The sequence below is a fragment of the Microvirga sp. 2TAF3 genome (assembly GCF_052114965.1).
In the GTDB taxonomy this organism is placed as follows: Bacteria; Pseudomonadota; Alphaproteobacteria; order Rhizobiales; family Beijerinckiaceae; genus Microvirga.
Genome location: NZ_JBFRFT010000001.1, coordinates 246,191 through 271,627, shown reverse-complemented (window position 1 = coordinate 271,627; position 25,437 = coordinate 246,191). Strand labels below are relative to the sequence as shown.

Sequence of the window (25,437 nt, the reverse complement as noted above, 5' to 3'; positions counted from 1 at the left end):
GGGGAGAGCCTTGTTCGAGGGGAGAGGAGAGAACGAGAAAACGCGGTCAAGTTTTGGTGGCCAGTTTCCGCTCCGCCTCCCGCTCCGACCGGCGTTGAGCAATGAGGCCGAGAAAGTCCACCGCATGGGTCTGCACGTTGATGTGATCGTCGAGGGCCTTGGTCATCCGCTCCAGGTTGCCGGTCCCGAAGACCCTCACGAGGGTCCGGTGCTCTTCGACGATGTCGGCCATGCGCTTCCCGAGAGTCGATAGACCGACGATGATCGTGAGCTGCCGCGACAACATTTCCCAAAGGTCACAAATCACCTCGTTGCCGCTGAGTTGGCACAAGGCCCGATGGAAGCTGGTATCGGCATTTGCAAACCCGTAGGCATCGCCACGCGCTCCCATCAGTTCGAGTTCGTCCACGTGACGGTGGAGAAGCTGCACCTCCCGCTTGCCGTTCCGCCCTGCCACAATGGCGCGGGTCGCTGCAGCCGTCTCCAGTGCAACCCGCGCCTCGATGAGGTGATCGATGCGCTCCTGCGTAACCGAGCGCAGGCGGATACCTTTGTAAGGCTCGTTAACGACAAGGCCCTGGCTCTCCAGGATCCGTAACGCCTCACGCACCGGCACGCGGCTAATTCCGAGACCCTGCGCGAGCTCGGCCTCGACGATCCGATCGCCGGGAAGAATGCGACTCGATGCAGCTGCGGCAACGATTTCATCGATCACCGCGTCGACCAGCGTACGTGGCTTCAAGGGCCGCCAACCACTGTCCGAGCCGGCGTCAGCGCTCTCGGGGGGAGACGATTTTATGGAATGGGATTTCGTTGCGTTCATCGGTCGATTGCTCAATTCGTGGTCGGCGGGAGCAGCTGCGCCATCTCCAGGTTGCCGGCCACCGTTTCTTGCGCTGCTTGCATGAAGAGCGTTTCGGAAACGGGAGGCCATTGACAATTGTAGGATCGTATACATTCATACGAATGGCAAAACAAGATCGTTTGGGGCAAACCGATGGCCGAAACTGAGATCAAGAGCCGAATTCAGTGCGGGATCGATTTCGATAGGGACGGACGGCAGGCCGGCTATTTACGGGCGCCTCTGTCGCGCAACACGTCGGGCTGGGGGACAGTGGAGATCCCCATTGTCTGTGTGAAGAATGGCACTGGCCCTACGGTCTTGTTTACCGGTGGCGTGCATGGCGATGAATACGAAGGCCAGATTGCTGTATCCCGCCTGGCGCATACACTGGATCCCTCGGCCGTTCAGGGGCGTGTCATCATGCTGCCGGCCGTCAATGTGCCGGCTGTCCAGAACGACACGCGCCTATCGCCTGTCGACCACCGCGACATGAACCGCTGCTTCCCTGGCAATCCCCGCGGTACGTTCTCGGAGATGCTGGCCCATTACATCGACACCGTCCTGCTGCCGCTGGTGGACATCTCGGTCGATGTTCATACGGCAGGGCATTCAATGGAGGCGGCACTTTCCACGAACATGCACTATCTGCCGGATCCGAAGATGCGCAAGCGAACGATGGATGCGGCGGCTGCCTTCGGCGCGCCGTTCAACGTTGTGTTCTGGGGCGTCGACGAAGGCGCCACTCTGACCTCCGCCGTCGAGCGCCGCGGCATCCTGTCGGTCGGAACGGAGCTCGGCGGCTGGGGCCGCGTCAACGTTGAGGGTGTGCGTATCGGCAAACGAGGCCTCGCCAATGTCCTCAAGCATATTGGCGTGATGGATGGCAGGCCCGACACCTCGCAGCGTGATGGGGCGTCCAGGACGCGCCACATGATGGTGCGCGGTCAGGATTGCTATCTGTTTGCTCCCGCTGGCGGCGTTTTCGAACCGCGGCATCTAGCGGGAGAGACTATCGATGAGGGTGACGTCGCCGGCTTTCTGCACTTCGTCGAAGATATAGACCGCGCGCCAGTCGAGATCCGCTACCGAAAGTCCGGCGTCGTCTGGATGGCATCGGGGCCAGGTCGCGTGCAGCGTGGCGACGTCGTCGCTGTAGTGATGAACGATTACGAAGATGCGCTAGCGGCTGCATGAAGGGCGGTCGTGGCGAAGCAGAGGATTCAGTCACAGAACATGCAGGGAAGGCCAAGGTACGAGTCCGACGATCCAATCATTGCATGAGGGAAACCGGCCTTAGGTCGCAACAACGGAGGACGATATGAGACAATGGTTAGACTTTGGCGCAGTCGCCTTGGGAGCGGCAATGCTGTTGATGGTTCCCGGGGCCGCCTCCGCTCAACGCAAGGGTGGTGAGGTCATCGTCGGCATCGTCCAGGCTCCCCCGTCCCTCGATGCCCATGTAACCACAGCGCAGGCGGCGCGGAACGTCACGCTGCACATCTACGAAACACTGTATGCGCGGGATGAAAATGCAAAGCCCGTTCCGGAACTCGCAGAGGGTGTGAAGATCTCCGATGACGGGAAGACCTATGTCTTCCCTGTTCGTCAGGGGGTCAAGTTCCACAACGGTAAGGAACTCGATGCCAACGATGTTGTCGCCTCGCTTGAGCGGTACCGCAAAATCGGTGCTTCCGCTCCCCTTCTGAGCGCGGTCGACTCGGTCCGTGCGACCGGCCCGCGAGAGGTGACGATCACCCTGAAGGATGTTCAATCCACCTTCCTCGACAACCTGTCTTCGCCACGTGCGCCGATTGCGATCTATCCTGCCGAGGAGGCCTCCAAGCCGGCGAACCAAATCAACTATATCGGCACCGGGCCGTTCCGGTTCGTCGAGTATAAACCCGACAGCCATGTAAAGATCGAGCGTTTCGACGGATACGTGCCTAATCCCAATGCCAAGGGGCGCGATGGTCTGGCCGGCAAGAAGGAGGTCTTCCTTGACTCGGTGACCTTCCGATTCATGCCGGAGGCCGGCGCTCGCAATGCGGCACTGGAGGCGGGCGAAGTGCAGCTTCTGGAGACCGTCGATGGACCGACCGCGAAACGTCTCCAGAACGACAAGAAATTTGTCGTTTACAAGGTTCTCCCCTTCGCCTTCCAGGTGATCAAGTTCAACCACGCTCAACCGCCGGCGAACGACGTGAGCTTCCGTCTGGCCGTTCAGGCCGCTTTGGACATGGAAGAGGTCATGGCGATCTCCTATCCAGATATCTATCAGATGGATGGAGCATGGCTCTACCCGGGGGCCGCATTCCACACGAAGGCCAATACGGAGAAATACAACCAAGCCGATCTAGCGGCCGCGAAGGGCTTGCTCGCGAAGTCAGGTTACAAGGGTGAGAAGCTCACCTTCATCGTCGACAATCTGCGAGCCAACACTGATACGGCAACGGTAGTGCAGCAGCGGCTGAAGGATATCGGCATCAATGTCGAGCTCTCGGTTGCGGATTGGCCAACCGTTTCAAAGATCGGCTTCACGCCGACAGGCTGGAACTTCTGGGCTCATGGCTATGGGATCGAGCCCTACGAGGGGCCAGCCTCAGTCATGGCGCCCTGGGTCAACGGCACCTCGCAACAGAAGAAGGACGAGAAGATCGACCAACTCTACGCTGCCCTGACGACAACGATGGACGAAGGCAAGCGCAAGCAGATTTTCGCCGACTTCCAGAAACACATGTACAACAACGCCGTCGCCCTGAAAGCTGGTAACTATGGCCTATTCCAGGTCGCAAGCGCGAAACTGAAGAACTTCGAGCCTTCCCGGATCCCGCGGATGTGGGGAGTATGGCTGGAACAGAACTGAGAACACCGGGCGGGTAGGGGCGTTGCCGCCTCTGCCCGTCTCTCTAGAGCATCGGACCCAAAAGTGGAATCCACTTTTGGGATCGATTCGATGCTCTCTTGTTGGATGAGCGCATCGTTCTTTGCGGAAAACCGGGGCCACTTTTCCGCACGATGCGCTAGGGAGGGATAATGGTGAGGTTTCTGACCAAACGGCTTGCTGGAGCATTTGTCGTCCTCGTGCTCGTGTCGCTGATATCGTTCGCGATCATCTGGCTCGTGCCGGGTGATCCGACCGCAGCCTTTCTCGACACCAGCGCTACACCGGAGCAAGTGGCCCGGCTGCGCCATGAGCTTGGCCTCGACCAGCCCATGCTCATCCAGATGCTCGACTGGTATGGCCGTGTTCTGAAAGGTGATCTCGGACAGTCTATTCTTCTGAGCCGGAGCGTTACGGCGGCGATCCTTGAGCGCCTGCCCGTGACGCTTTCGCTTGCCGGCATCGCGTTCGTCCTGGCTCTCGTAGCCGGCGTCTCGGCTGGCATCGTGGCTGCAGTCAACCACAACCGTTGGCTCGATCAGGTTGTCATGACGGCTGCCTTGTTCGGGTTGTCGGTTCCGGATTTCTGGCTCGGGATCATGCTGATCCTGCTGTTTGCCGTGAAGCTCGGCTTCTTCCCGACGGGCGGCTACATTCCGATTAGCGAGGATCCTCTCGGCTGGCTGAGCAGCATCTTCATGCCGGCCATGACGCTGGCGGCCATTCAGGTCGGCTTCATCGCGCGCATGACCCGTGCTTCGATGCTGGAGGTCCTGAACCAGGACTTCATCCGGACGGCCGACGCCAAGGGACTCAAGCGCAGCGCGATCATGCTGCGTCACGGTCTTCCGAATGCCCTCGTTCCCGTTCTCACAGTTGCTGGAATCGTCGCGGGCGCCCTTCTCGGCGGCGCCGTGATCATTGAGCAGGTCTTCTCCATTCCCGGGGTCGGGCGCCTTATTATCGGAGGCATCCTTTCACGCGACTATCCGGTCATCCAGGGGGGATTGCTGTTTCTGGCGGTGATCTATCTTGGCGTGAACCTTGCCGTCGACATCCTCTACGCCATCGTTGATCCGCGAGTGCGTTTGGAATGAGTGCCGTTGTATCCGGCCTGGAGGCCTCTCGCCAAAGTCCGACCTGGCACGCCGCGACGCGACTCCTGCACAATCGCTCCTTCCTGATCGGGGCTGGGCTGGTGCTTGGGATAGCCCTCATCGCGGTTTTTGCCGATGTTCTGGCTCCCTATGATCCGCTGCGGAACAGTTTTCGGACGCGGCTTCGCTCGCCAGACGGGACCTACTGGTTCGGTACGGACCATTTCGGGCGGGATATCTTCTCACGCGTGATCTTAGGCGCCCGGATCTCTCTCACGATCGGTATTCTCACGGCGCTCCTAACCGGGATTGCGGGAACGCTCATCGGGGCAACGGCAGGGTTCTTCCGACCGCTGGACAACCCCATGATGCGCCTCATGGACGCCCTGATGGCGTTTCCAGCCATTCTACTCGCCATCGCCGTCGCCGCTGTTCTTGGTGCATCGGTGACGAATGTCATCATCGCTTTAGCAATCGCGACGACGCCGCATACGGCTCGCATCGTACGCGCCTCTGTGCTGGTCGTGCGCGAGCATGAGTTCGTCGAGGCGGCGCGGGCACTCGGTGCATCGGAATTCAGGCTTCTTTTCCGGCACGTGCTTCCCAATGCCCTCGGCCCGCTCATCGTGCGCCTTACCTATGTGTTCGCCACGGCCATCCTCGCAGAGGCAGCCCTGTCTTTCATCGGGGTTGGCCCACCGCCACCTGCGCCATCCTTTGGCAATATCATTGCGCAAGGGCGGGATTTTATCGCAGAGGCCCCTTGGATCACGATCTTCCCTGGCCTGGCTATCATCGTATCGGTCCTGGGGCTCAACCTCCTCGGCGACGGGCTGCGCGATGTGCTCGACCCGCGGATGAGGACCTGAAATGACGGGCCCACTTCTCGCGATCAGAGGCCTCACGACGGCCCTTGCCAGCGGCAGGGCCACGGTCCTCGAAGACGTATCCTTCTCCCTAGAGCGAGGCGAAGTACTTGGCGTCGTCGGCGAATCCGGGAGCGGAAAGAGCATGCTTGCCCTCTCCGTGATGGGCCTCCTCCCGAAGGCTATCCGTCGAACCGCAGGACATATCGTCCTCGACGGCGAGGATTTGACTGGCTTGTCGTCCGGCGGTTGGCGGGAGAGGCGCGGGCGCGACCTCGCGATGATCTTCCAGGAGCCCATGACCGCGCTCAATCCCGTCATGCGGGTCGGAGATCAGGTCGTGGAGGTTCTGCGCCGTCGAGGCATGCCTAGCGAGAAGGCCCGACAGGAGACGATCGATCTCTTCAGGCAAGTCGAGATTTCTTCACCTGAGCAACGCGTCAGAGCGTACTCGCACGAATTGTCGGGCGGCATGCGGCAACGGGTCATGATTGCCATCGCGCTTGCGGCGGACCCGAAGGTTCTCATCGCCGACGAGCCGACGACGGCGCTCGACGTGACCGTTCAGGCGCAGATCCTCGACCTTTTGCGGAAACTTCAAAAGGAGAGGGGCCTCTCTCTGCTCTTCATCACGCACGATCTCGGCGTCATTGCAGAAATCGCCGACCGGGTTCTGGTTCTGTATGCCGGGCGCGTTGCGGAACTTGCTCCCGTCCGGAAGATCTTCGACAGTCCGCAGCACCCTTATACGCGCGCCTTGCTGGCTTCGATCCCGGAAATCAACGGGCCGCGCGGGCGGCTCATGACCATTGAAGGCGCGGTTCCTTCCATCGGTGCCATGCCCAGAGGATGCCGCTATGCGCCGCGCTGCCCGTTCCGGCGCGACATATGCGAGCAGGAGCCGCCCCGATTGGGCATTGTCTCGCTCGGCCAGGCCGTGGCTTGCAGGCAACCCTTCGGTTTCGAGGAGCCGCAGGAAGGGGCCCTGGCATGACGTCGGGAACAGTCATTGAAGCGCGCGGCTTGACCAAGGTCTTTGGCACCCGGAGCGGGCTTTTCAAAGGACAATCCGCAGAGGCCCGTGCCGTTGACGGGATCGACCTCACCGTGCGCTTAGGCGAAACCCTCAGTCTCGTAGGTGAATCCGGCTGCGGCAAGTCGACCACCGGCCGCCTGCTCCTTCGTCTGATCGAGCCGACCGCCGGATCGGTGTTCTTCAATGGACGCAATCTGACGGAACTGACCAGGGCGGAATTGCGCCGCAGCCGAAGGCAGATGCAGATCATCTTCCAGGATCCTTACGGCTCGCTCAATCCGCGCATGACGATCGGCGATGCGATAGCTGAAGCCTACGTGATCCATGACATCGGCAACGATGCTATGCGGCAGCGCTCCGTCTACGAAATGTTGGATTTGGTGCATCTTCCGCGCTCGGCGGCTACGCGTTACCCGCACGAATTCTCTGGCGGCCAGCGCCAGCGCGTCGGCATCGCCCGTGCCCTGGCCCTGAAACCAAGTTTCGTCGTCTGCGACGAGGCGGTCTCGGCTCTCGACGTGTCGGTGCAGGCGCAGATCATCAATCTCCTGCAGGATCTGCAGTGTGAACTGAACCTGACCTACCTCTTCATCTCGCACAATCTGTCCGTCGTGCGCCATATCTCCGACCGTGTAGCGGTGATGTATCTCGGGCGTATCGTCGAGATTGCAAAAGCTGATGCTCTATTTGCAAACCCGGCACATCCGTATACGCGGGCGCTCCTCTCGGCCATTCCCCCATCTCATCCAGATGAGCCTCGCCACCGGCATCGACTAACAGGCGATTTGCCGAGCGCGCTGGCCATACCGAAGGGCTGCCGCTTTGCTTCCCGCTGCCCGTTCGTGCAGGAACGCTGCCGGGTTGCCGATCCGCCCCTTGGGTCGTTGGACGATCACCGCCTCGTCGCATGCCATCGCGCTGCCGATGGCACGCTTCCCACTTACGACTTGAATGCCTGAGGAAACATCATGCCGAAAGTTCTGATCGTCGAATGCATGCAGGAGATCTCCTCCTTCAATCCGCTGCAGTCCCAGTATGATAATTTCCATGTCGAGCACGGCGAGGAACTTTACGCCCAGCGCGGTTTGAATACGGCGGTCGGCGGCGCCTTGTCGGTATTCGAGGCAAGCCACGGTGTGTCCGTAGTTCCAGCCATTGGCGCACGCGCAGGCAGCGCCGGCTTGCTGTCCGCAAGCGGTTGGCAGAAGCTCTCGTCCGAGATCCTTGAGGCCGTCGAGGCCAAAATGAATGGCATCGATGGCATCTACGTTTCCCTGCATGGCGCCATGGGCGCGGACGGAGAACTCGATCCGGAAGGGTATCTTCTCGCTGAGATACGCCGCATGGCAGGGCCTGACGTCCCAATCGTCATATCGCTTGATCTGCACGGGATTTTGACAGACAGAATGCTGCGCCAGCTCAATGGGCTCGCGATCTATCACACCTATCCGCACGTTGACTTCGCAGATACGGGTGAGCGTGCCGCCCGGCTCCTGCTCAAGCTGCTCCGCAGCAACCTGAATCCTGCGATTGCCCGCGTCGTCATTCCCGCGCTCGTTCGCGGAGACGAGTTAATCACGAAGATCGGTTGTTACGGCGATCTGATCCGCGAGTGCCAGCGGATTGAGCGGAACGGCACCGCGATGGCAGCCGGAATCATGATCGGCAATCCGTTCACCGATGTTCCAGAGCTTTGCACGCAGGTCCTGGTCATGACTGACGGCAATGCAGAAGTCGCACAACGCGAAGCCACGCGGTTGGCCAAAGAGTTTTGGCCGCAGCGTTTCCGGATGCAGGGCAAGCTGATCCCGCTCGATCGTGCCATCGCCCAGGCGGCCACGATCGACGGACCCGTTGTCTTCACCGACGCTGCGGACGCCACATCGTCGGGCGCCACCGGTGACTCCAATGCTATTCTCAAAGCCTTGTGCGATAGTGGATATCGCAAGCGCGTCCTAGCGCAGATCGTCGATCCGCAGGTGGCGGACGCGGCCCACGAGGCGGGCGTCGGAGCCACGATCGAGGTCACTCTCGGCGGCTACTACGATTCTACGCGTTTCAAGCCAATGTCTGTGCGCGCCGAAGTCAAACTGCTGTCGAATGGACGTTCGCGGCTCGAGACCATGAAGATAGGCCTCGAAGCAGGCCCGACCGCAGTTTTGACGTTCGGCAACTTCACGGTGGTCGTCCTTAGCCGAACGGTCAGCCTGTTCGATCGCGCCATGTACTATTCCAACGGAGTCGATCCACAGGATTTCGATTTGATCGTGGTCAAGTCACCTCATACGGAGCATCACATGTATGATGGCTGGGTTGAAAAGAACTTCAATGTCGATGCGCCAGGTGCAACCTCGGCAAACCTAAAGAGCCTTGGGCATACTATCTGTTCGCGGCCCATGTATCCGTTGGACGAGAACGTCGAGTTTACCCCGGAAGTCAGCCTTTACGTTCGCTAGTCTAACGCCAATCCAACCATGGTAACCACGATGAAGATCGAGGCGGTCGATTTCTTTTATCTATCCATGCCAGAGGTGACGACAGAGGCCGACGGCAGTCAGGACGCGCTCTTGGTGCGTGTCGCGGCAGGCGGACATATCGGCTGGGGCGAATGCGAAGCCTCGCCTCTTGTTTCGATCGCCAGCTTCGTCTGCCCCATGTCCCACGGGGTATGCCGCCCAGTCGGCGCCTCTGTCCTGGGGCAGAGCATCGACGTTCCCCAGGATATCGCCCGTATTGCGGCAGAGGTCGCCTACAACAGCATGGACCTGCTGCAAGCTGCGCACACGTTCTCCGGAGTGGAAATGGCGCTGTGGGATCTTCTCGGCAAGGTAAGGGGCGAGCCAGTCTGGAGGCTTCTCGGATACAATGCTTCCTACAAGAAGACGCCCTATGCGTCCCAGCTTTTCGGCGACACGCCCCATGAGACGTACCAAGGTGCCGTGAGAGCGAGAAAGGACGGCTTCAGGGCGGTGAAATTCGGCTGGGGGCCGATCGGGCGAGGCCGTATCGAGGACGACGCGGAACACTTTCAGGCGGCCCGCGAGGGGCTCGGATCCGACGGCATCCTCCTCGTCGATGTCGGCCAGATCTGGGGAGAGGATGTAGAAGCGGCGGCCGCGAGACTGCCGGCACTGGAAGCGGCGGGTGCCGTCTGGCTGGAGGAGCCTTTTCACGCCAGCGCGCTCGAGGCTTATGGTGAGCTTTCCCGCCGGAGCGGCACAGTGAAGATCGCTGGCGGCGAGGGTGCACACAACATCTCCATGGCCCGGCATCTTATCGACTATGGCGGCGTTGGGTTTATCCAGATCGATTGCGGCCGTATAGGCGGCATCGGGCCGGCCAAGAAGGTTGCAGATTACGCAGCGGCCCGAAATGTGACGTTCGTGAATCATACATTCACTTCGCATCTTGCCCTGAGCGCGTCATTGCAGCCCTACGCGGGCCTCGCAGACCACAAGATCTGCGAGTTTCCCTTTGCGCCCAAGCCGGTGGCCCATGCGTTTACGGCAAACATTCTGCAGCGGGATAGCAACGGGGAAATCGCTGCGCCCGATGCTCCGGGGCTCGGGATCGATATCGATCGGCAAGGCATTCGCAAATATCTTGTTGACGTAGAGATCAAGGTCTCGGGGCGCACGCTTTATGCGACGCCGGAACCGGCATGAACATCCTTCCAGCCAGATCCTCATAGGGCCGGGGCGCTCATCCAGACCAGGAACCAACTATGTCAGGCGTTGCTGCCGGCGCAGCCCTGCTCGTGGCGTCGAGCCTGATGTGGCTTATGGTGGAGGCATATCGGTATGCAGAGGCCTCTTCCCTAGCACTACAGTTGCACCTGCCGCTGGCGCCCTAGTTATCTCCTGATCTGACCCAGGAGGCTGCCATGACCGGTGTGGCCGTCGAGCAGATGCTCGAGCTCTGGTGTGTGGAGTTGCGTCAGGTCAAAGCCAATCTCAAGTCGCTGTTTGCCCATCATGGCGTCGCCGAGCAGAATCGGCACGAGCGAGGGTGGCACGACAACGCCAAGCGTGCCGGCCACTGCAATGGTGGCAAGCCCGCCCACGGGCTGAACTCCATGCCGTACCAGCTTGGGTAGAACGACCGGGAGAGCATCGCGATGCTTGCCGCCGAGCTGTGGGCCGGTCAAAAAAAAAGATCGAACACCCTGCTCCCTCAGGAGCTAAGCAAAGGTGTCTACCGTGGCTCGCCGGATGAGTGAAGATGCGGAACCTGTTCCCACGATGCCGTTCAGCACCCGGCGGGCAAGTTCGGCAGGATCCATCGGACGCGTGGTCATCGCCTCGAACGCCGCGCTTTTGCTAACGGTGCATAGGCGCAGACATTAGGCCGGGGCGGAGAGTGCCGCGATAGACCGGTCCATTGCCTTTCCGATCCCGTGAAGGGGAAACGATGCCCGTCTGGCGCGGCGAAGCCAGACGATGACGGTTTTCAAGCAGCTTCGAGGTCCATTGCGGGACCGTATGACCTACCAAGCGCCAAGTTGATTGTTGGCGCTCGATCGAAAGAGTATAAGGCTCTGGCACAGGATGGCCGAGATCCCGCCGTGAGGATTCTGCTCGTCGAAGACAACAGGAAACTGTCTCAGTGGCTGTCGCGGCTGCTTGCGGACCGGACCTACACGGTCGATCAGGCATTCGACGGCGAGGAGGCCGATGCTGCAATCCTCCTGCATCCTTATGCTTTGGTCATTCTCGACCTTGGGCTGCCGGGAATGAGCGGGCTGCAATTCCTCAAGCAGCTCCGAGCCCGCGGGGATCGAACACCGGTCCTGATCCTAACCGCAAGCGACAAATTGAGCGACCGCGTCGTCGGACTCGACAGCGGCGGCGATGACTATCTCGCCAAGCCTTTCGAGGCCGAGGAACTCGAGGCGCGGATTCGAGCCCAATTGCGGCGGGCCCACGGACAGGCGACGACCACAATCCGCGCCGGTTCTCTCGCCTTCGATACGAACACGCGGACGTTCAGTCTTCTCGACAAGCCCTTGAACCTGACGCCGCGCGAACGGGCCGTCCTCGAGGTTCTGACGATCCGCGCCGGCTCGGTCGTACCCAAGGATACCCTCGCCAGCGCCATATTCGGTTTCAACGAAGACACCGAGCCCAGCGCAATCGAAATCTACGTCCATCGCATCCGCAAGAAGATCACGGGCAGCGGTGTCGAGATCTCAACCCTGCGCGGTATCGGGTACATGCTCCGGGTGATCGATGATGGCTCGCACTAGCCTTCGCGTTCAGCTCCTCGCGTGGATTCTGGTGCCCTTGACTCTGCTGCTGGTCTTCAACCTGTGGATCAGCTACTCGAGCGCCCGCGTTACGGCAGGGCTCGTCCAGGATACGGCCCTGCTTGCCTCCGCGCGAAGCATCGCTGAACAAATTAATGAGAGGGACGGGAGCATTGAGGTGCTGATCCCACCCTCTGCCATCGAGCGTTTTTCGTCACCTGACCGGGACCGGGTCGTGTATCGTGTTCTGGGCCCCGCCGGGGATCTCCTGGCAGGCTATCCGGACGTCCCGTCCCCACCTGCCGCGATCGAAAGCCTCACGCCGCAGTGGTACGATAGCAGCTTCCGCGGCCTTCCGATCCGCGCCGTCGCGCTTGGGCAACCCTTGCCCGGCGGCGAGACGCGGCCAGCAGGCGTCATTGTCGGCCAGACCTTGTTGAACCGCAACCGGATGGAGCATGAACTTTGGCTCCGGACCGCATGGCAGGAGGCACTGATGGTCGCCATGGCGGTGGTTCTGGCCCTCGTCGGGCTGAACCGGGGCCTCGGTCCCCTGATACGTCTGAGCGGCGCTGTCAGGACCCAGGATCCGCGTTCCCTCAGCCGGTTCGATCCCGCGTCCGTCCAGAACGAATTAAAGCCGCTCGTCATCGCCTTGAACGCGGCGATCAAAAGGATCGAGGAGCAGATCCGGCAGCGCCGGCAGTTCATTGCCGATGCGGCCCACCAGTTGCGAACCCCGCTGGCGCTTTTACGAACGCAGGCGGCCGTGGGCCGCAAAAGTTCCGCTCCGGCTGACAAGGACGAGGCTCTCGACGCCATCGCAGCGACCGCAGCCCAGATGACACGCTTGACCAATCAGCTTCTGACGCTCGCAAAGGCAGGGGCGGAAGCCGCGATCACCAACCGTACGATCGTTGATCTCGTGGATGTCGCTCGTACGGTATTGACTGCGGAAGCGGAGCGCGCCGTTGCCAGCGGCAAGGAACTCAGCTTCGAGACCCGCGGCGGGCCGGCGCACGTTCGCGGCAGCCGGATGCTCCTGACGGAGATTGTCGCCAATCTCGTCGACAATGCCCTGCGCCATACATCGGCGGGAGGAGCCGTTGCGGTCAGCGTCACGAGTGAGCTCCACATGGCGCACCTGACCGTCACGGATACGGGCCCTGGAATTGCGGAAAGCGAACGAGAGCGTGTTTTCGAGCGCTTTTATCGGATGCCCGGCACAGAGGCGGAGGGGTCGGGGCTTGGCCTTGCCATCGTCCGGATGATCGTGGAAGCCCATGAGGGCAGGATCGAATTGAGGGACCCGGCCCAGGGGCCGGGTCTTGCGGTCGAGGTCTGGCTGCCGACCGTGGAGGATAGCGACTGACCTCCGTTCAGTTGTGCCCGTCCATCACCGGCGCAGGTCGCCATTTGGCGAGCCGTTCCTCGATCAAGGTCATCAAATATTCCGCCGTCAGGACCACGACGACGATGATGACGATCGAGGCGTACATCTCTGCCGTATCATGGACCCCTCGTGCAGTCTGAATGATGAAGCCAATTCCGTAGCGAGCCCCGATGAACTCGCCGACGATGGCTCCGACGATGGCGAACCCGAAGCTGATATGCAGGCTGGCGAAGATCCAACTCATCGCCGATGGAATGATCACGGAGCGGGTCACCTGCCAGGGCGATGCACCAAGGATCTGTGCGTTGGCGATCATCGCCCGATCAGCCTCCAGGACCCCCTGGAAGGCGTTGGAGAACACGACGAAGAAGACCATGATGAACGACAAAGCAACCTTCGACCACAACCCAAATCCGAAAAGCAGGATGAAGATCGGCGCCAGCACGACGCGGGGAATCGCGTTCAGGACCTTGATGTAGACGGACAGCACGTCAGACGCCATCCGGTTGCGGCCCAAAGCGACGCCGAACACGATGCCGAACACGGACCCGAAGAAGAAACCGATCAGAGCCTCCTCCATGGTGATCCAGAGATGGTACCAGAGGGGAGCTTCATCGGTTCCTTCCATCACAAGCTCATACAGCCGCTCCGCGATTGCGGACGGATAGGAATAGAAGAAGGCGTCGATGATTCCGGTGCGGGCAGTCACTTCCCATGCGGCCAGCATGACGGCCAGGATAAGACAGCGCCAGAAGATGACCATGCGTCTGCGGTGGAGCGCCGCCGCACGGGCGGCGGCCTCGATCTCGACGTCCGAGGTGCCGGGTGCGTAAACGATGGCTCCGCCGCTCTGGATTGCAATGTCTGTCATGGTCATTCTCGATCAGGCTGCGGATTTCACGTCGTCGGAACTCATCTTGACCTCCTCCTTGAGGTCTTGCCAGATCGTCCGCGACAGTTCGATGAAGTGCGGCTCGTAACGGATCTCGGAGATCACGCGCGGCCGCGGGATATCGATGGTGTGGATCGCCTTCACCGTGGCAGGCCGGGCAGTCAGCACATAGACTTTGTCGGCGAGCCCGATGGCCTCCTCGAGATCATGCGTCACGAAAACCACGGAAGCCTTGGATGCCGACCAGAGCCTGAGCAGTTCCTCGTGCATCACGACGCGGGTCTGCACATCGAGTGCGGAGAACGGCTCGTCCATCAGGAGAATCTCCGGTTCGTTGATGAAGGTTTGCGCAAGGGCAACACGTTTGCGCATACCGCCGGAGAGTTGGTGCGGATAGTGCATCTCGAATTTAGCAAGTCCCACCCGGCCGAGCCAATCGCGCGCCGCGCCATACGCCTCGGCGCGCGCCCTGCCACGGAAAAGCGGGCCGGCCGCGACATTGTCAATCACGTTCCGCCATGGGAACAGGGCATCGGCCTGGAACACGAAACCGATGCGCGGGTCGATGCCGCGCACCGGCGCTCCCATCACCCGGACCTCTCCGCTCGACGGGCGGCCCAGGCCGGTGATCAGGTTGAGGGTGGTCGATTTCCCGCATCCCGTCGGGCCGACGAGCGCAACGAATTCCCCTCGCCCGACGGTCATGTTGAAGTCACGCAGCGTCGTGAATGACTTGCCGTCGGGGCTCAGAAAGCGCCGGCTGACATTGATCAGCTCAATGGCAGGGCCAAATGAGTGTTCGTTGTCTGTCATGGTATTCTCCACCCGAAGAGACCTAAACTTCTGGATCGCAATCTGGAACGGTGCGCGGGCCGCCTCCCGGCCCACGCGGGCAAGATGCGTCGGGCAAGCGCGACGTGTGTGCCCAAGGCGCCGGATCACGCCAGCCGGCGCCTCTGCTTCTGTTGGATCGCCCCGTTGCTCCGGGACGTCGCCCCGGAGCGCGTCGAAACGTCCGTTGTCAGGATTTTGGAACGTTCTTCACGAACTCTGTCGTATAGGTTTTTGAAAGATCGATCGTCTTTCCCTTGACGTTCTTGGAGAAGCCGGAAAGCACGGCCAGAACCGTTTCCGGTCCGCCCTCGGGCATCACGCCATCCGGAGTGAACATGCCCTTGCCGTCAGCCAGCGCTTTGACATAACCCTCGCGATCGCCGACCAGGTATTCCTTCGGCATCTTGTCCGCGATCTCGTCCGCGGAATGCGCGTTGATGAAGCGCAACGTCTTGACGAGGGCATTCGCCAGCTTCTGCGCTTCAGTCTTGTGGGCCTCGACCCACGAGGTCTGCATGTAGAGCGCGGTTGCCGGGTAGGTGCCGCCGAGGGCAGCCTTGGTCGTCTCCATGGACCGCAAGTCGACCAGCACCCTGGCCTCCCCGGTCTTCAGCATCCGCGAGACGGTTGGCTCGGTGGTCATGCCGGCCTGGATCTTATCCTGCTGCATCGCAGCGATGAAAGTATCCCCGGCGCCGACGGGCACGGAGGTGAACTCCCCGAGCTTGACGCCGTATTTCACAGCCAAGTATTGCGTCAGGAAATTGGTCGAGGAGCCAAGCCCCGTAACGCCCAGGCTCGTTCCCTTGAAGTCGGCAGGGGACTTGATCTCAGGGTGTTTCGTGGAGACGAGTTCTACCTCGCCCGGTGCTTGGTTGATCTGAACGACAGACTCGACGAACTTGCCTTTCGCTTGAAGATCGACGCAGTGGTCGTAGAAACCCCCGACGCCCTGCACGGCGCCCGCCAGGAGCTCGTCCTCGGCGTCGACACCCGAGGGCTCGGTCAGAAGTTCGACGTCAAGCCCCTCATCCTTGAAATAACCCAGGCGCTGGGTCAGCATAAAGGGCAGATAGATCTGCTTCTCGAGCCCTCCGACCATGAGCGTGATCTTGTCGGCCGCCGAGGCCGAACTCGGGGCGAGCGCCCCACTTGAAAGTATCGTGGCAGCGAGCAGGCCAAGCAACTTGATGTGACGTGTGAGCATCGGGTCCTTCCTTTGCGTTTCCTGTATCGGCCTTTTTAGTCCCGTGGGCGGCCGCTTACACCGGAACAATGGCAGGCCAAGCTTTCAGCCAGCTTTCAGTCCGTGAAATCCTGCCGCACACGACAGCGGTGTGGCGCCAAAGGGCCGTTGCAAACTGTGATGTGGGTCAAGCGAGGGACCTGTCGCAATTTTTGGCGATGGATAAAGAGCTGCCAAAGCGAACTGTGGACGCTTATGCGGCGAGCCTCTCGAACTGCACAGTGAGCGGGGGGAGCACGGATTTCTGGCGCACGTCATCTGTCCTTTCCGGATCAGATGCACCATTTCGATGCCGCCCGAGATCGCCCGGGCGCTTTGCCTTAAACCCGAACATGGTCGGCAGACTCTCGATCCTGAAATCCTTGGCCAACACACAAGCCCCGGTCACATTCAGGACTTTTGGCCATTGCATTCTCGGAGCTGGCATGTAGATAACGCTGCCATGAGGAGCGCATCCAGGATCCAAAGCCATGCGGTCCGCGCCACCGTTCTGGCGGCCGTTTTGGCTCTTGTTCTGCAAGCAGCCCTCGCGGGACTCAGTGCTCCACTGCGCTCCCACGTTCAGGACCAGCCTCCTGCGGGGCAGGCGCATGTCCATCACCAGCATCATGCCCCGGCCGCCCCCGTCCCCAATGACAGCGCCCACCACGTTGCCGGCTGCTGCATCCTGTGCGGTGTTCTGGGCGTCGCGGTTGGACCGATACCGTCATCCTGCATCGCTTTCATCCCTTTGGCAGCCTTCCTGACCGTCGTCTTTGCCTCCGCTCACTGGGCGATTGGTTCGAGGCGCTCCCTGAACCTTCCTATCGGAGCACGCGCTCCTCCCGTTCCTGCCTGATTGGACCCGCTTTCCATCAACCCAACCGACAGGACATTTCGATGACCATCGTTCGTCGCCTCGGCATGCTCAGCGCTGCCGGATCCCTATGTCTCCTCACCACAGCGGCCTTCGCCCATGTGACGCTCGAAGCCCAGCAGTCCTCGATAGGCTCGACCTACAAGGCCGTGCTGCGGGTGCCGCATGGCTGCGACGGCCAGCCGACCCTCAAGCTGCGGGTGCAGATCCCGGAGGGGGTCATCGCCGTCAAGCCCATGCCCAAGGCGGGCTGGGACGTCGATACCGTCGAGGCGCCCTACAAGCAGCCTTATGACTATTACGGCACGCCCATGACCGAGGGCGTGCGGGAAATCGTCTGGACCGGCAAGCTGCTCGACAAGCACTATGACGAGTTCGTCTTCCGCGCCTTCCTGACAGACGGCCTCAAGCCGGACACCACTCTGTACTTCCCAACCGTGCAGGAATGCGGAGGCGGCAAGGCCGAGCGCTGGATCGAGATCCCGGCCGAGGGCAAGAAAGTGGACGACTACAAGTATCCGGCACCGGGCGTGAGGCTGCGTCCCAAGGCCACTGACTGAGAGCGGGCAGGGAGCGTCGGCTATTGGCCCGCGTGCCCTGATATTGGGATGCCTTGGCTTCGTTACCTTCTCTGCACTCTTGTGCTGGCCTGCGGTCTCGCCGGTGGGCGGGCCGAGGCGCATGCCTCGCTCATCGAGGCGTCTCCCGCCGACGGGGCGGTCGTCACGACGGCGCCGCCCGGTATGCGATTGCGCTTCAACGAGCCCGTCTCGCCGCTCAAGCTGCGGCTCACCGACGCCAATGGCACGGCGCACGACAATCTGCACTATGAGGCTCGGAACGAAACGGTCACGCTCACTCTGCCGAACGATCTTCCGAAGGGAACTCAGGTTGTCAGCTATCGGGTGATCTCGTCGGATGGCCATCCTGTCGCCGGATCTATTGTCTTCTCCATCGGCACCCCGACGACCGCTCCCCTTGAGCAGCCTGCGGGTCTCGACTGGCCTGTCGCCATGGCCATCTGGGTGGCCCGCCTCGCTCTCTACATCGGGTTGTTTGCCGGTGTGGGCGGAGCCTTTTTCGCCCGCTGGATCGCTCCCGAGGCAACGCCGCAGACAGCACTGGCGCTGGTCAGAGCAGCCATTGGCCTTGGACTGGCGGCAATAATCCTGTCGGTGGGACTGCAAGGACTGGACGCGCTCAATGCGCCCTTCTCCGCGTTGCTGTCTCTTCATCCGTGGCACGAAGGGATCGCGACCTCCTTTGGGTTGACCGCATGGGCTGCGGTTGGAGCCCTTCTGTGCGCTTGGCTCGCCTTGGCTCTTCCGACCAGGGCTATGCCAAGGATCCTGGCTCTGCTGGGCCTTGGAGGCGCCGGGCTGGCGCTCGCCCTCAGCGGCCATGCCAGCGCAGCCGAGCCGCAGTGGCTGACCCGGCCAGCCGTGTTCATTCATGGCGCGGCGGCGGCATTCTGGATCGGGAGTCTCGTGCCCCTGGCACTCGTCGTCGGGAAGCTGCGCGAGGCGTCCCTGCCCATCGTGCGCCGATTCTCGTCCGTGGCGGTTCCTCTGGTTGGCTTGCTTGTCCTCGCGGGCCTGACACTGAGCGTCATCCAGGTCGAAACCCCGTCGGCCCTGCTGACAACAGCCTACGGTCGCGTGCTGCTGGTCAAATTGACGGCGGTGATCGCTCTCCTCGGATTGGCAGCCCTCAACCGGCAGCGCCTGACGCCGGCCCTGGCCAGCGGTCCAGCCGCGAGCCAGCATCTGATCCGTTCGATCATGGGAGAGATCGCTCTCGCAGTCGTCATCCTAGGCTTGGTTGCAACCTGGCGCTTCACCCCGCCGCCGCGGGCCCTCGCGGCCGCCGCAGAGCCTGTGAGCGTTCATATCCATACAGCGCCCGCCATGGTCGAGCTGACGCTGAGCCCCGGCAGGGTGGGGCCGGTACGAGCCTCCATGGTGCTCATGACCGGGGATTTCGGGCCGCTCGATCCCAAGGAGGTGATGGTGACGCTGGCGAAGCCCGATGCGGGGATCGAGCCAATCGAGCGGCGCGCCGTGAAAGCGGCGGATGGTACTTGGCAGGTCCAGGGCCTCGTCTTGCCCATCCCCGGGCTGTGGCGAGTGCGTGTCGATGCACTGATCTCGGACTTTGAGCAAGTCAGCCTCGACGGCGAGATCGAGATCCGGCCTTGAGCGGCCGCGGCAACCGGCCGGATCAGGAACTCGGCCATCGCACCGGGAGTTTTGCAAAGAGTTTCTTTGTCTCGGCGGAGGCGGTGATGAATGTTGTTTCTTACGTTCCCTACTGCCCCTACTGCGGATCGCCTCTCCTGGCTCGGTGGGGGACGACTCCACGCCATCGGAGCCTTTGCCTTCGCAAGCGCACTTTGGACCTACCCAGGTTACCGCAACAAAGCCCCTTATGAAGGCGTCTCAGCGCTTTACTAAGAACGTTTTCACGCGTTCTACATATCCAGGGTCAGATCCTGCCTCGCGCTGAAGATCGCGTTCCAGGTCAAGCTGAGTCGTGAGGTCGTTGGTAGCGGAGGCTTCCAGCGCTCGCTTCGTCATCGTAATGCCGAGCGGTGGCTTCGATGCAATGCGCGCAGCGATGTCACGGGCCTCAAGCAGCAGTGCTTCGTCGTCACAAATTTTCCAGATCAAGCCCCATTCGGCGGCCTGTTCTGCGGAGAGCGGCTCGCCGAGCAGCGTCAACGCCCTGGCGCGCGCCATGCCGATCAAGCGCGGGAGGAGCCAGGTGCCGCCGCAATCAGGAACGAGGCCCAGGTTGGTGAAGAGCTCGAGGAAGCGTGCCGAGCGGGCGGCGATGACAATATCACAGGCGAGTGCGATGTTCGCGCCCGCACCCGCCGCAACCCCGTTGACGGCCGCGATCACCGGGCAGCGGAAGGAGCGCAGGCGGCGTATGAGGGGGTTGTAGTACGCGTCAAGACTAGCTCCAAGATCCGGCGCGGATCCGTCCGGACGGACCCGATCTGCGAGATCCTGGCCCGTGCAGAAGCCGCGCCCTGCGCCTGTGAGAATCACGACCCGACAGGCTGCGTCCGCATCGGCCTCGTCGAGAGCGGCTGCTAACGCCTCGTGCATGGCGACATTGAAGGCATTCAGTCGCGCAGGCCGGTTGAGGCTCAGGATGCGATAGCCTTCGCCCCGTTCCAGAAGTATGGGCGCAGCCTCAGCCTCAGCTTGGTCTCGAAAATCGTTCGGCATGGGCAAGCCCTGGATTGGACAGTGGAAGGAAAGGCAACAGCAATTGGCGCCGTCAATCTAGCGGAGCGCGATCGACGCGGCGGCAGAAACTGTTCCGCACAGCGGAAGAGTTTTCCGCAAATTTGCTTGACCGTTCGGCCCGCGCAGGTCTTTTAGGATTCATTCGGAAAGAGCCTTGCCGCCGGCAAATCACGTGTTGGCCTTTGCCGCCCTGGTTGCGGCAGCGGACGGGGTTGGTTTTGTGCGAGGCAGAAAGAGGACAAGGACGATGGGGAACGCGACTGAAGCCCAGATCACCTTAGGCATCGTCGGAGCCGGTGCCATGGGCTCGGGTATTGCACAGGTTGCTGCCGCCGCCGGGATCACAGTGCAGCTCTTCGACATGCGCAAGGACGCAGCCGCCAACAGCAGGAACGAGATCGCCAAGCGCCTGTGGAAGCGGGTCGATGAAGGCAAGCTCAAAGCTGCGGAAGCCGAGAAGACAGTTGCCTGTCTCAACGTGGCGGACAGGATCGAGGCTCTCGCCGAATGCGATGTCGTCGTCGAGGCGATCATTGAAGATCTCGCCACCAAACGTGAGTTGTTCAAGGCTCTCGAGGGTCTCGTCAGAGAAGAGGCCATTCTTGCGTCCAACACTTCATCCCTGCCGATTGGTGCCATCGCGGCGGACCTGAAGCACCGCAAGCGTGTCGGCGGACTGCATTTCTTCAATCCGGTTCCCCTCATGCGGCTGGTAGAGGTCATCCCCGGTCCGGAGACAGCTGACGCCGTCATCGAAGCCCTCGTCGCGCTCGGCAAACGGCTGGGACGGGATCCGGTCGTTGTACGGGACACACCTGGCTTTCTCGTCAATCTGGGCGGGCGGGCCTATACCACTGAAGCGCTTGCCATTCTGCACGAGAACGTGGCCACGCCCGCACAGATCGATGCCGTCATGCGGGATTGCTGCGGCTTCCGCATGGGGCCTTTCGAGTTGATGGATCTGACGGGAATCGATGTGAACTTTCCCGTGACGCGTTTCGTTCATGAGAGTTTCTTCAGCGACCCACGCCTTCGCTCGACACCGTATCATCGCTACTTGTTGGAAACGGGCCAACTCGGCCGCAAGGCCGGGCGCGGCTTCTACCAATATGGGGAGGGGGCACAGAAGCCTTCGGCCGATGCGACAACAACAGGCATCGCGGCTGAGAAGGTCTTTCTGGTCGAACCCACCGAAAAGCTGAAGACGTTAGCACTTGAACTGGGACTTTCGCTTCTCGACGCAGATGACGGTACTTCGCCGTTGCTGGCTGCGCCTCTGGGCGAAGATGCGACCGCTTTCGCTGCGCGGACGGAATGCGATGCCCGCCGGTTGATCGCTTTGGACCTGAGCTTCGACACGACCAAGCGGATCACGGTCATGACGGCGCCGGGCTCGGATCCCGCCACGCGGCAGGCCGTCATCGACGCCCTGATCGCGAGCAACCGCGCCGTGACGGCAATCGCGGATTCTCCCGGCTTCATCGCGCAGCGGATTGCCGCGATGGTGGCGAATCTGGGCTGCGAGATGGCACAGGCCGGACTTGCCGACCCTCAGGATATCGACAAGGCCATGCGCCTTGGGCTCAACTATCCGCAAGGCCCGCTCGAACTCGCCCAGTCGATGGGCTTGGGTAATGTTCTCTCTGTTCTGACGACCCTGCAGTCGCTGACAGGCGATGACCGCTATCGCGCCAGTCAATGGTTGCGGCGGCGCGCCTCGCTGGATGTCGCCGTCTGGACTGTGTGAGCTCCACCCGTCGCTCCCCACAGGGCTGCCACGGTCTCCTGCAGCGCATCGGCGAGGCGGCCCCGCATGTCGGCCTCGCTGACGCTGCCGGTAGCGACCGGTATGGTAATGGCTGCCATGTCGCCGTCATCCTCAAAGCCGATGGCGACGCCGCCGATGCCACGCCGCCAAGCATCGCGAATGAAGGAGATGCCGAGTTCGCATGCCTCAGTGAGGCCGACTTTGAAGGCTTCGACATTGCCGCCGCGCTTGGCGAGATGGGCCGAGGCGCGCGCGGCGAGCAGTCGCCGGTCCCGCTCCGGCATCGCTGCGAGAATTGCAATCCCCGCGGCCGACACCGCAATGGGCAGGCGGCCGCCCGTCGCGAGCCGCACCGCGACAAGTTCGGAACCTTGGACCACTTCGACAAAGGTGACGTGCAGCCCGTCGCGGATCACGAGGCCGACGGTTTCACCGGTCCGTTCGGAGAGCTGCTTCAACAAGGGCTTCGCCCGATCGAGCATCGTCATGCCGGCGAGGACGGGATAGCCGAGGGTCAGGTTTTTGGGGGTCAGCTCATAGGCGCGCTTGGACTGACTGAAGCGCAGATAGCCCAGTTCCATCGCCGTATGCGTCAATCGGCTGACGGTGGAGGGAGGAAGACCCGTTGCTCGCGCGAGCTCTCCGTTGCTCAACGGTCGCTGCGCGCGGGACAGGGCCTCGAGAATGGCAAGACCCCGTGCGAACGCGTCGACGAATTGTCGGTCCTCACGCTCCATGGCAACTTCCTAATTATTCCGCTCTGCGGAAAGGCTTTCCGCAAATACACATTGCGAATAGCACCGCTCTCAGAGAAAGTCCACGCACCCGCCGCGACAGAAGCGGACAGTCGTCGAACGCAGAATATGGGAGAAACTGGATGCTGACTGGTGACATGTTGCGTCGCTCGGCCGAGCGTTTTCCGAGAAAGCCCGCTATCCTTTGGCAGGGCACGTCACTGAGTTACCGGGATCTCGATCTCGCCGCCAATCGGTTAGCGAACGCACTGATCGATCTCGGGTTGGCGAAGGGCAATAAGGTCGGCATCATCAGTCGCAATCGTACCGAATACGGCATTACCTTTTTTGGTGCCGCGCGTTCCGGCGGTGTCCTGGTCAATATCTCCGTTCTTTATGCGCCGGAGGAACTTCAGTACGTGCTCGACAAGGCTGATGTCGAAATCCTGATCTTCGAGCATCCTTTTGCCGAGAAGGTCATGGCGGTGCGGGCCAACCTGCCCAGGATCAAGACATTCATCTGCGTCGGGGGCGAGGTCGAGGGAACAATTCCGTTCGAGGCCGTCCTTGCGCGCGGCTCTGACGACTATCCCTCTGTCGACATTCACGAGGACGACCCGTTCAGCATGACGTACACGGGCGGCACGACAGGCCGTCCAAAGGGGGTTCTCACGAGCCATCGCAACCGCATGATCACGGCCCATACGGTCATGGTCGAGGAGGCGATCGACGAGCGCGACGTCGTCGGCATTGTGACGCCGCTGTTTCATGTGGCTGCGCTCAACATCATGTTCCAGCCGGCTGTTCTTGCCGGAGCGACGAGTACCTTCCTGTCGAAATGGAACGTCGCCGATTTTGCCGCCATGGTGCGCGAAACGGGAATGACGGCGGCCTTCATGGTGCCGACCCAGGCCGGCATCGTTGTCAGCGACCCGGCCTTTGATGCGGCCAACTACAGGACATGGACCAAGCTGTCCTTCGCCGGTGCGCCGATGCCTGATTGGGTGCAGCGGGATCTGCTGCACAAGCTGCCCGATGTGAAGCTGACCCAGATTTATGGCCAGTCCGAGGTCGGCGTACTGACCGTGCTGCGGCACTGGCATCTGCCTGCCAAGCTCGGCTCGATCGGCAGGCAGGCCTACAATGTCGATGTCGCGGTCGTCGATCGCAATGGGAAACCGGTCAAGGTGGGGGAGATCGGCGAACTCGTCTCGCGCGGCGAGAATGTCATGCTCGAATACTATAAGGAGCCCGAGCAGACTGCGAGCTTCTTCCGGAACGGCTGGGGGTGGACCGGCGATCTGGCCACCGTGGACGAAGAAGGATTCGTCACGCTCGTCGACCGTTCGAAAGACATGATCATCTCCGGCGGCGAGAACGTTTATCCGAAGGAAATCGAGAACGTGCTCTATGAGCATGCCGCCGTGGCCGAATGTGCGGTCTTCGGCATCCCTGACGATAAATGGGGCGAGGTGCCGGCGGCTTACATTCAGATCAGGGCCGGTATGGTGGCGAACGAGGATGACTTCGTTGCGCACTGCGCGGAGCGTCTTGCCCGGTTCAAGCGGCCGCGCGTCGTGAAGTTCGTGCCGGAGTTCCCCAAGACGCCTATTGGCAAGATTCAGAAAAATGTCCTGCGGGAACCTTACTGGAAAGATCGGGAGAAAAAAATATGAGCGACCACTACGCCAATTACAGCCGGTTGAAATTCGATTGGCCGGAAGAGCGTATTCTGCGCATCACCATGGAAAACCCGGGCCGTCTTAACTCGGCCGACGCGGTCATGCATGGCGAGCTGGTTCGAATCTGGCGGGACATCGATTCCGATCCGAATGTCTCGGTCGTCATCCTCCGCGGCGCCGGTGAGGCCTTCTCGTCGGGTGGGGATCTCGATCTCGTGAAGGAGATGACGGAGGATTTCAACACGCTCACCCGGGTGTGGAAAGAAGCTCGCGATCTGGTCTACAACCTGGTGAATTGTTCCAAGCCGATCGTTTCCGCCATGCAGGGCCCGGCGGTTGGCGCCGGCCTCGTCGCTGGCCTTTTGGCTGATGTGTCAATTGCCTCGCGCACCGCTCGCATCATCGACGGGCACACACGGCTCGGCGTTGCTGCGGGCGATCACGCCGCAATCGTCTGGCCGCTTCTCTGCGGCCTCGCCAAGTCGAAGTACTATCTTCTCCTCTGCGAGCCGGTGAGCGGCGAAGAGGCAGAGCGCATCGGCCTCGTGTCGTTGTGCGTCGATGACGCGCAGCTTCATGACAAGGCTCTCGAAGTGGCGAGAAAGCTGGCCGCCGGATCGCCGACCGCAATCCGCTGGACCAAGTACGCTCTCAACAACTGGCTGCGGATGGCCGGGCCGACCTTCGACACATCGCTCGCTCTCGAGTTCATGGGCTTCAAGGGGCCGGATGTCCAGGAGGGGCTGGCCTCCCTGCGCGATAAGCGCCGTCCGAACTTCACCAAAGACTGTCCCCTCTAAGGAGAT

Annotated in this window: 23 protein-coding genes; 16 read left to right on the top strand and 7 right to left on the bottom strand. The window is 61.4% G+C overall.

Going from position 1 to position 25,437, the window contains the following annotated elements:
• Positions 1 to 46 precede the first annotated feature (46 nt).
• Positions 47 to 742 carry a GntR family transcriptional regulator gene (locus AB4Y97_RS01225; RefSeq protein WP_441997169.1) on the bottom strand — a complete coding sequence of 232 codons (696 nt, stop codon included), beginning with the start codon at positions 740 to 742 and terminating at the stop codon, positions 47 to 49.
• Between the two features lie 255 nt (positions 743 to 997).
• On the opposite strand from AB4Y97_RS01225, the gene AB4Y97_RS01220 reads away from it, so the two are divergent.
• The 11 genes from AB4Y97_RS01220 (at position 998) to AB4Y97_RS01170 (ending at position 13,341) form a co-directional block, all read left to right on the top strand.
• Positions 998 to 2,038 (top strand): succinylglutamate desuccinylase/aspartoacylase family protein, encoded by a 1,041-nt coding sequence (locus AB4Y97_RS01220; protein WP_441997168.1) that lies wholly within the window; start codon positions 998 to 1,000, stop codon positions 2,036 to 2,038.
• 124 nt (positions 2,039 to 2,162) lie between these two features.
• Entirely contained in the window at positions 2,163 to 3,707 is a 1,545-nt protein-coding gene (locus tag AB4Y97_RS01215) for an ABC transporter substrate-binding protein (protein WP_441997167.1), read from the top strand.
• A 170-nt stretch (positions 3,708 to 3,877) separates the two neighbouring features.
• Positions 3,878 to 4,822, top strand: coding sequence for an ABC transporter permease (locus tag AB4Y97_RS01210; protein WP_441997166.1), 945 nt, complete (start codon positions 3,878 to 3,880; stop codon positions 4,820 to 4,822).
• Entirely contained in the window at positions 4,819 to 5,691 is an 873-nt protein-coding gene (locus tag AB4Y97_RS01205; RefSeq protein WP_441997165.1) for an ABC transporter permease, read from the top strand. The genes AB4Y97_RS01210 and AB4Y97_RS01205 overlap by 4 nt, the downstream gene beginning before the upstream one ends.
• Position 5,692: 1 nt before the next feature.
• Positions 5,693 to 6,682, top strand: a complete 990-nt coding sequence (locus AB4Y97_RS01200) for an ABC transporter ATP-binding protein (protein ID WP_441997164.1) — start codon at positions 5,693 to 5,695, stop codon at positions 6,680 to 6,682.
• Positions 6,679 to 7,683, top strand: a complete 1,005-nt coding sequence (locus tag AB4Y97_RS01195) for an ABC transporter ATP-binding protein (protein ID WP_441997163.1) — start codon at positions 6,679 to 6,681, stop codon at positions 7,681 to 7,683. The genes AB4Y97_RS01200 and AB4Y97_RS01195 overlap by 4 nt, the downstream gene beginning before the upstream one ends.
• Before the next feature lie 9 nt (positions 7,684 to 7,692).
• Positions 7,693 to 9,180 carry a M81 family metallopeptidase gene (locus AB4Y97_RS01190; protein ID WP_441997162.1) on the top strand — a complete coding sequence of 496 codons (1,488 nt, stop codon included), beginning with the start codon at positions 7,693 to 7,695 and terminating at the stop codon, positions 9,178 to 9,180.
• 30 nt (positions 9,181 to 9,210) lie between these two features.
• On the top strand, positions 9,211 to 10,389 hold the full coding sequence (locus tag AB4Y97_RS01185) for a mandelate racemase/muconate lactonizing enzyme family protein (RefSeq protein WP_441997161.1): 1,179 nt from the start codon (positions 9,211 to 9,213) through the stop codon (positions 10,387 to 10,389).
• Between the two features lie 218 nt (positions 10,390 to 10,607).
• Positions 10,608 to 10,820: a hypothetical protein gene (locus tag AB4Y97_RS01180; RefSeq protein WP_441997160.1), complete on the top strand. Its 213-nt coding sequence runs from the start codon at positions 10,608 to 10,610 to the stop codon at positions 10,818 to 10,820.
• Positions 10,821 to 11,288: 468 nt separating this feature from the next.
• Positions 11,289 to 11,969, top strand: a complete 681-nt coding sequence (locus AB4Y97_RS01175; RefSeq protein WP_441997159.1) for a response regulator — start codon at positions 11,289 to 11,291, stop codon at positions 11,967 to 11,969.
• The gene (locus tag AB4Y97_RS01170) at positions 11,953 to 13,341 is read left to right on the top strand and encodes a sensor histidine kinase (protein ID WP_441997158.1); all 1,389 of its coding nucleotides are present in this window, start codon (positions 11,953 to 11,955) and stop codon (positions 13,339 to 13,341) included. Before AB4Y97_RS01175 ends, AB4Y97_RS01170 begins: the two co-directional genes overlap by 17 nt.
• Positions 13,342 to 13,348: 7 nt before the next feature.
• On the opposite strand, the gene AB4Y97_RS01165 is transcribed toward AB4Y97_RS01170, so the two are convergent.
• The 4 genes from AB4Y97_RS01165 to AB4Y97_RS01150 form a co-directional block, all read right to left on the bottom strand.
• Entirely contained in the window at positions 13,349 to 14,233 is an 885-nt protein-coding gene (locus AB4Y97_RS01165; protein WP_441997157.1) for an ABC transporter permease, read from the bottom strand.
• Between the two features lie 12 nt (positions 14,234 to 14,245).
• On the bottom strand, positions 14,246 to 15,067 hold the full coding sequence (locus AB4Y97_RS01160) for an ABC transporter ATP-binding protein (protein WP_441997156.1): 822 nt from the start codon (positions 15,065 to 15,067) through the stop codon (positions 14,246 to 14,248).
• A gap of 208 nt (positions 15,068 to 15,275) precedes the next feature.
• Positions 15,276 to 16,295: an ABC transporter substrate-binding protein gene (locus AB4Y97_RS01155; RefSeq protein ID WP_441997155.1), complete on the bottom strand. Its 1,020-nt coding sequence runs from the start codon at positions 16,293 to 16,295 to the stop codon at positions 15,276 to 15,278.
• A gap of 232 nt (positions 16,296 to 16,527) precedes the next feature.
• On the bottom strand, positions 16,528 to 16,944 hold the full coding sequence (locus tag AB4Y97_RS01150; protein ID WP_441997154.1) for a hypothetical protein: 417 nt from the start codon (positions 16,942 to 16,944) through the stop codon (positions 16,528 to 16,530).
• Positions 16,945 to 17,213: 269 nt separating this feature from the next.
• On the opposite strand from AB4Y97_RS01150, the gene AB4Y97_RS01145 reads away from it, so the two are divergent.
• Positions 17,214 to 17,750, top strand: a complete 537-nt coding sequence (locus AB4Y97_RS01145; RefSeq protein ID WP_441997153.1) for a YcnI family copper-binding membrane protein — start codon at positions 17,214 to 17,216, stop codon at positions 17,748 to 17,750.
• A 48-nt stretch (positions 17,751 to 17,798) separates the two neighbouring features.
• Positions 17,799 to 19,388 carry a copper resistance CopC/CopD family protein gene (locus AB4Y97_RS01140; protein WP_441997152.1) on the top strand — a complete coding sequence of 530 codons (1,590 nt, stop codon included), beginning with the start codon at positions 17,799 to 17,801 and terminating at the stop codon, positions 19,386 to 19,388.
• Between the two features lie 240 nt (positions 19,389 to 19,628).
• On the opposite strand, the gene paaG is transcribed toward AB4Y97_RS01140, so the two are convergent.
• Complete coding sequence (gene paaG / locus AB4Y97_RS01135) at positions 19,629 to 20,426, bottom strand: 2-(1,2-epoxy-1,2-dihydrophenyl)acetyl-CoA isomerase PaaG (RefSeq protein WP_441997151.1); 798 nt, start codon at positions 20,424 to 20,426, stop codon at positions 19,629 to 19,631.
• Between the two features lie 268 nt (positions 20,427 to 20,694).
• Here paaG and AB4Y97_RS01130 point away from each other — a divergent pair, with 268 nt between their 5' ends.
• Positions 20,695 to 22,194 carry a 3-hydroxyacyl-CoA dehydrogenase gene (locus tag AB4Y97_RS01130; RefSeq protein WP_441997150.1) on the top strand — a complete coding sequence of 500 codons (1,500 nt, stop codon included), beginning with the start codon at positions 20,695 to 20,697 and terminating at the stop codon, positions 22,192 to 22,194.
• On the opposite strand, the gene AB4Y97_RS01125 is transcribed toward AB4Y97_RS01130, so the two are convergent.
• Positions 22,143 to 22,952 carry an IclR family transcriptional regulator gene (locus tag AB4Y97_RS01125; protein WP_441997149.1) on the bottom strand — a complete coding sequence of 270 codons (810 nt, stop codon included), beginning with the start codon at positions 22,950 to 22,952 and terminating at the stop codon, positions 22,143 to 22,145. The genes AB4Y97_RS01130 and AB4Y97_RS01125 overlap by 52 nt on opposite strands.
• Positions 22,953 to 23,092: 140 nt before the next feature.
• Between AB4Y97_RS01125 and AB4Y97_RS01120 the strand changes: the two genes are divergently transcribed.
• Together AB4Y97_RS01120 and AB4Y97_RS01115 are read left to right on the top strand one after the other, a co-directional pair.
• The gene (locus AB4Y97_RS01120; RefSeq protein WP_441997148.1) at positions 23,093 to 24,625 is read left to right on the top strand and encodes a class I adenylate-forming enzyme family protein; all 1,533 of its coding nucleotides are present in this window, start codon (positions 23,093 to 23,095) and stop codon (positions 24,623 to 24,625) included.
• Positions 24,622 to 25,431, top strand: coding sequence for an enoyl-CoA hydratase/isomerase family protein (locus AB4Y97_RS01115; protein ID WP_441997147.1), 810 nt, complete (start codon positions 24,622 to 24,624; stop codon positions 25,429 to 25,431). Before AB4Y97_RS01120 ends, AB4Y97_RS01115 begins: the two co-directional genes overlap by 4 nt.
• Positions 25,432 to 25,437: the final 6 nt, after the last annotated feature.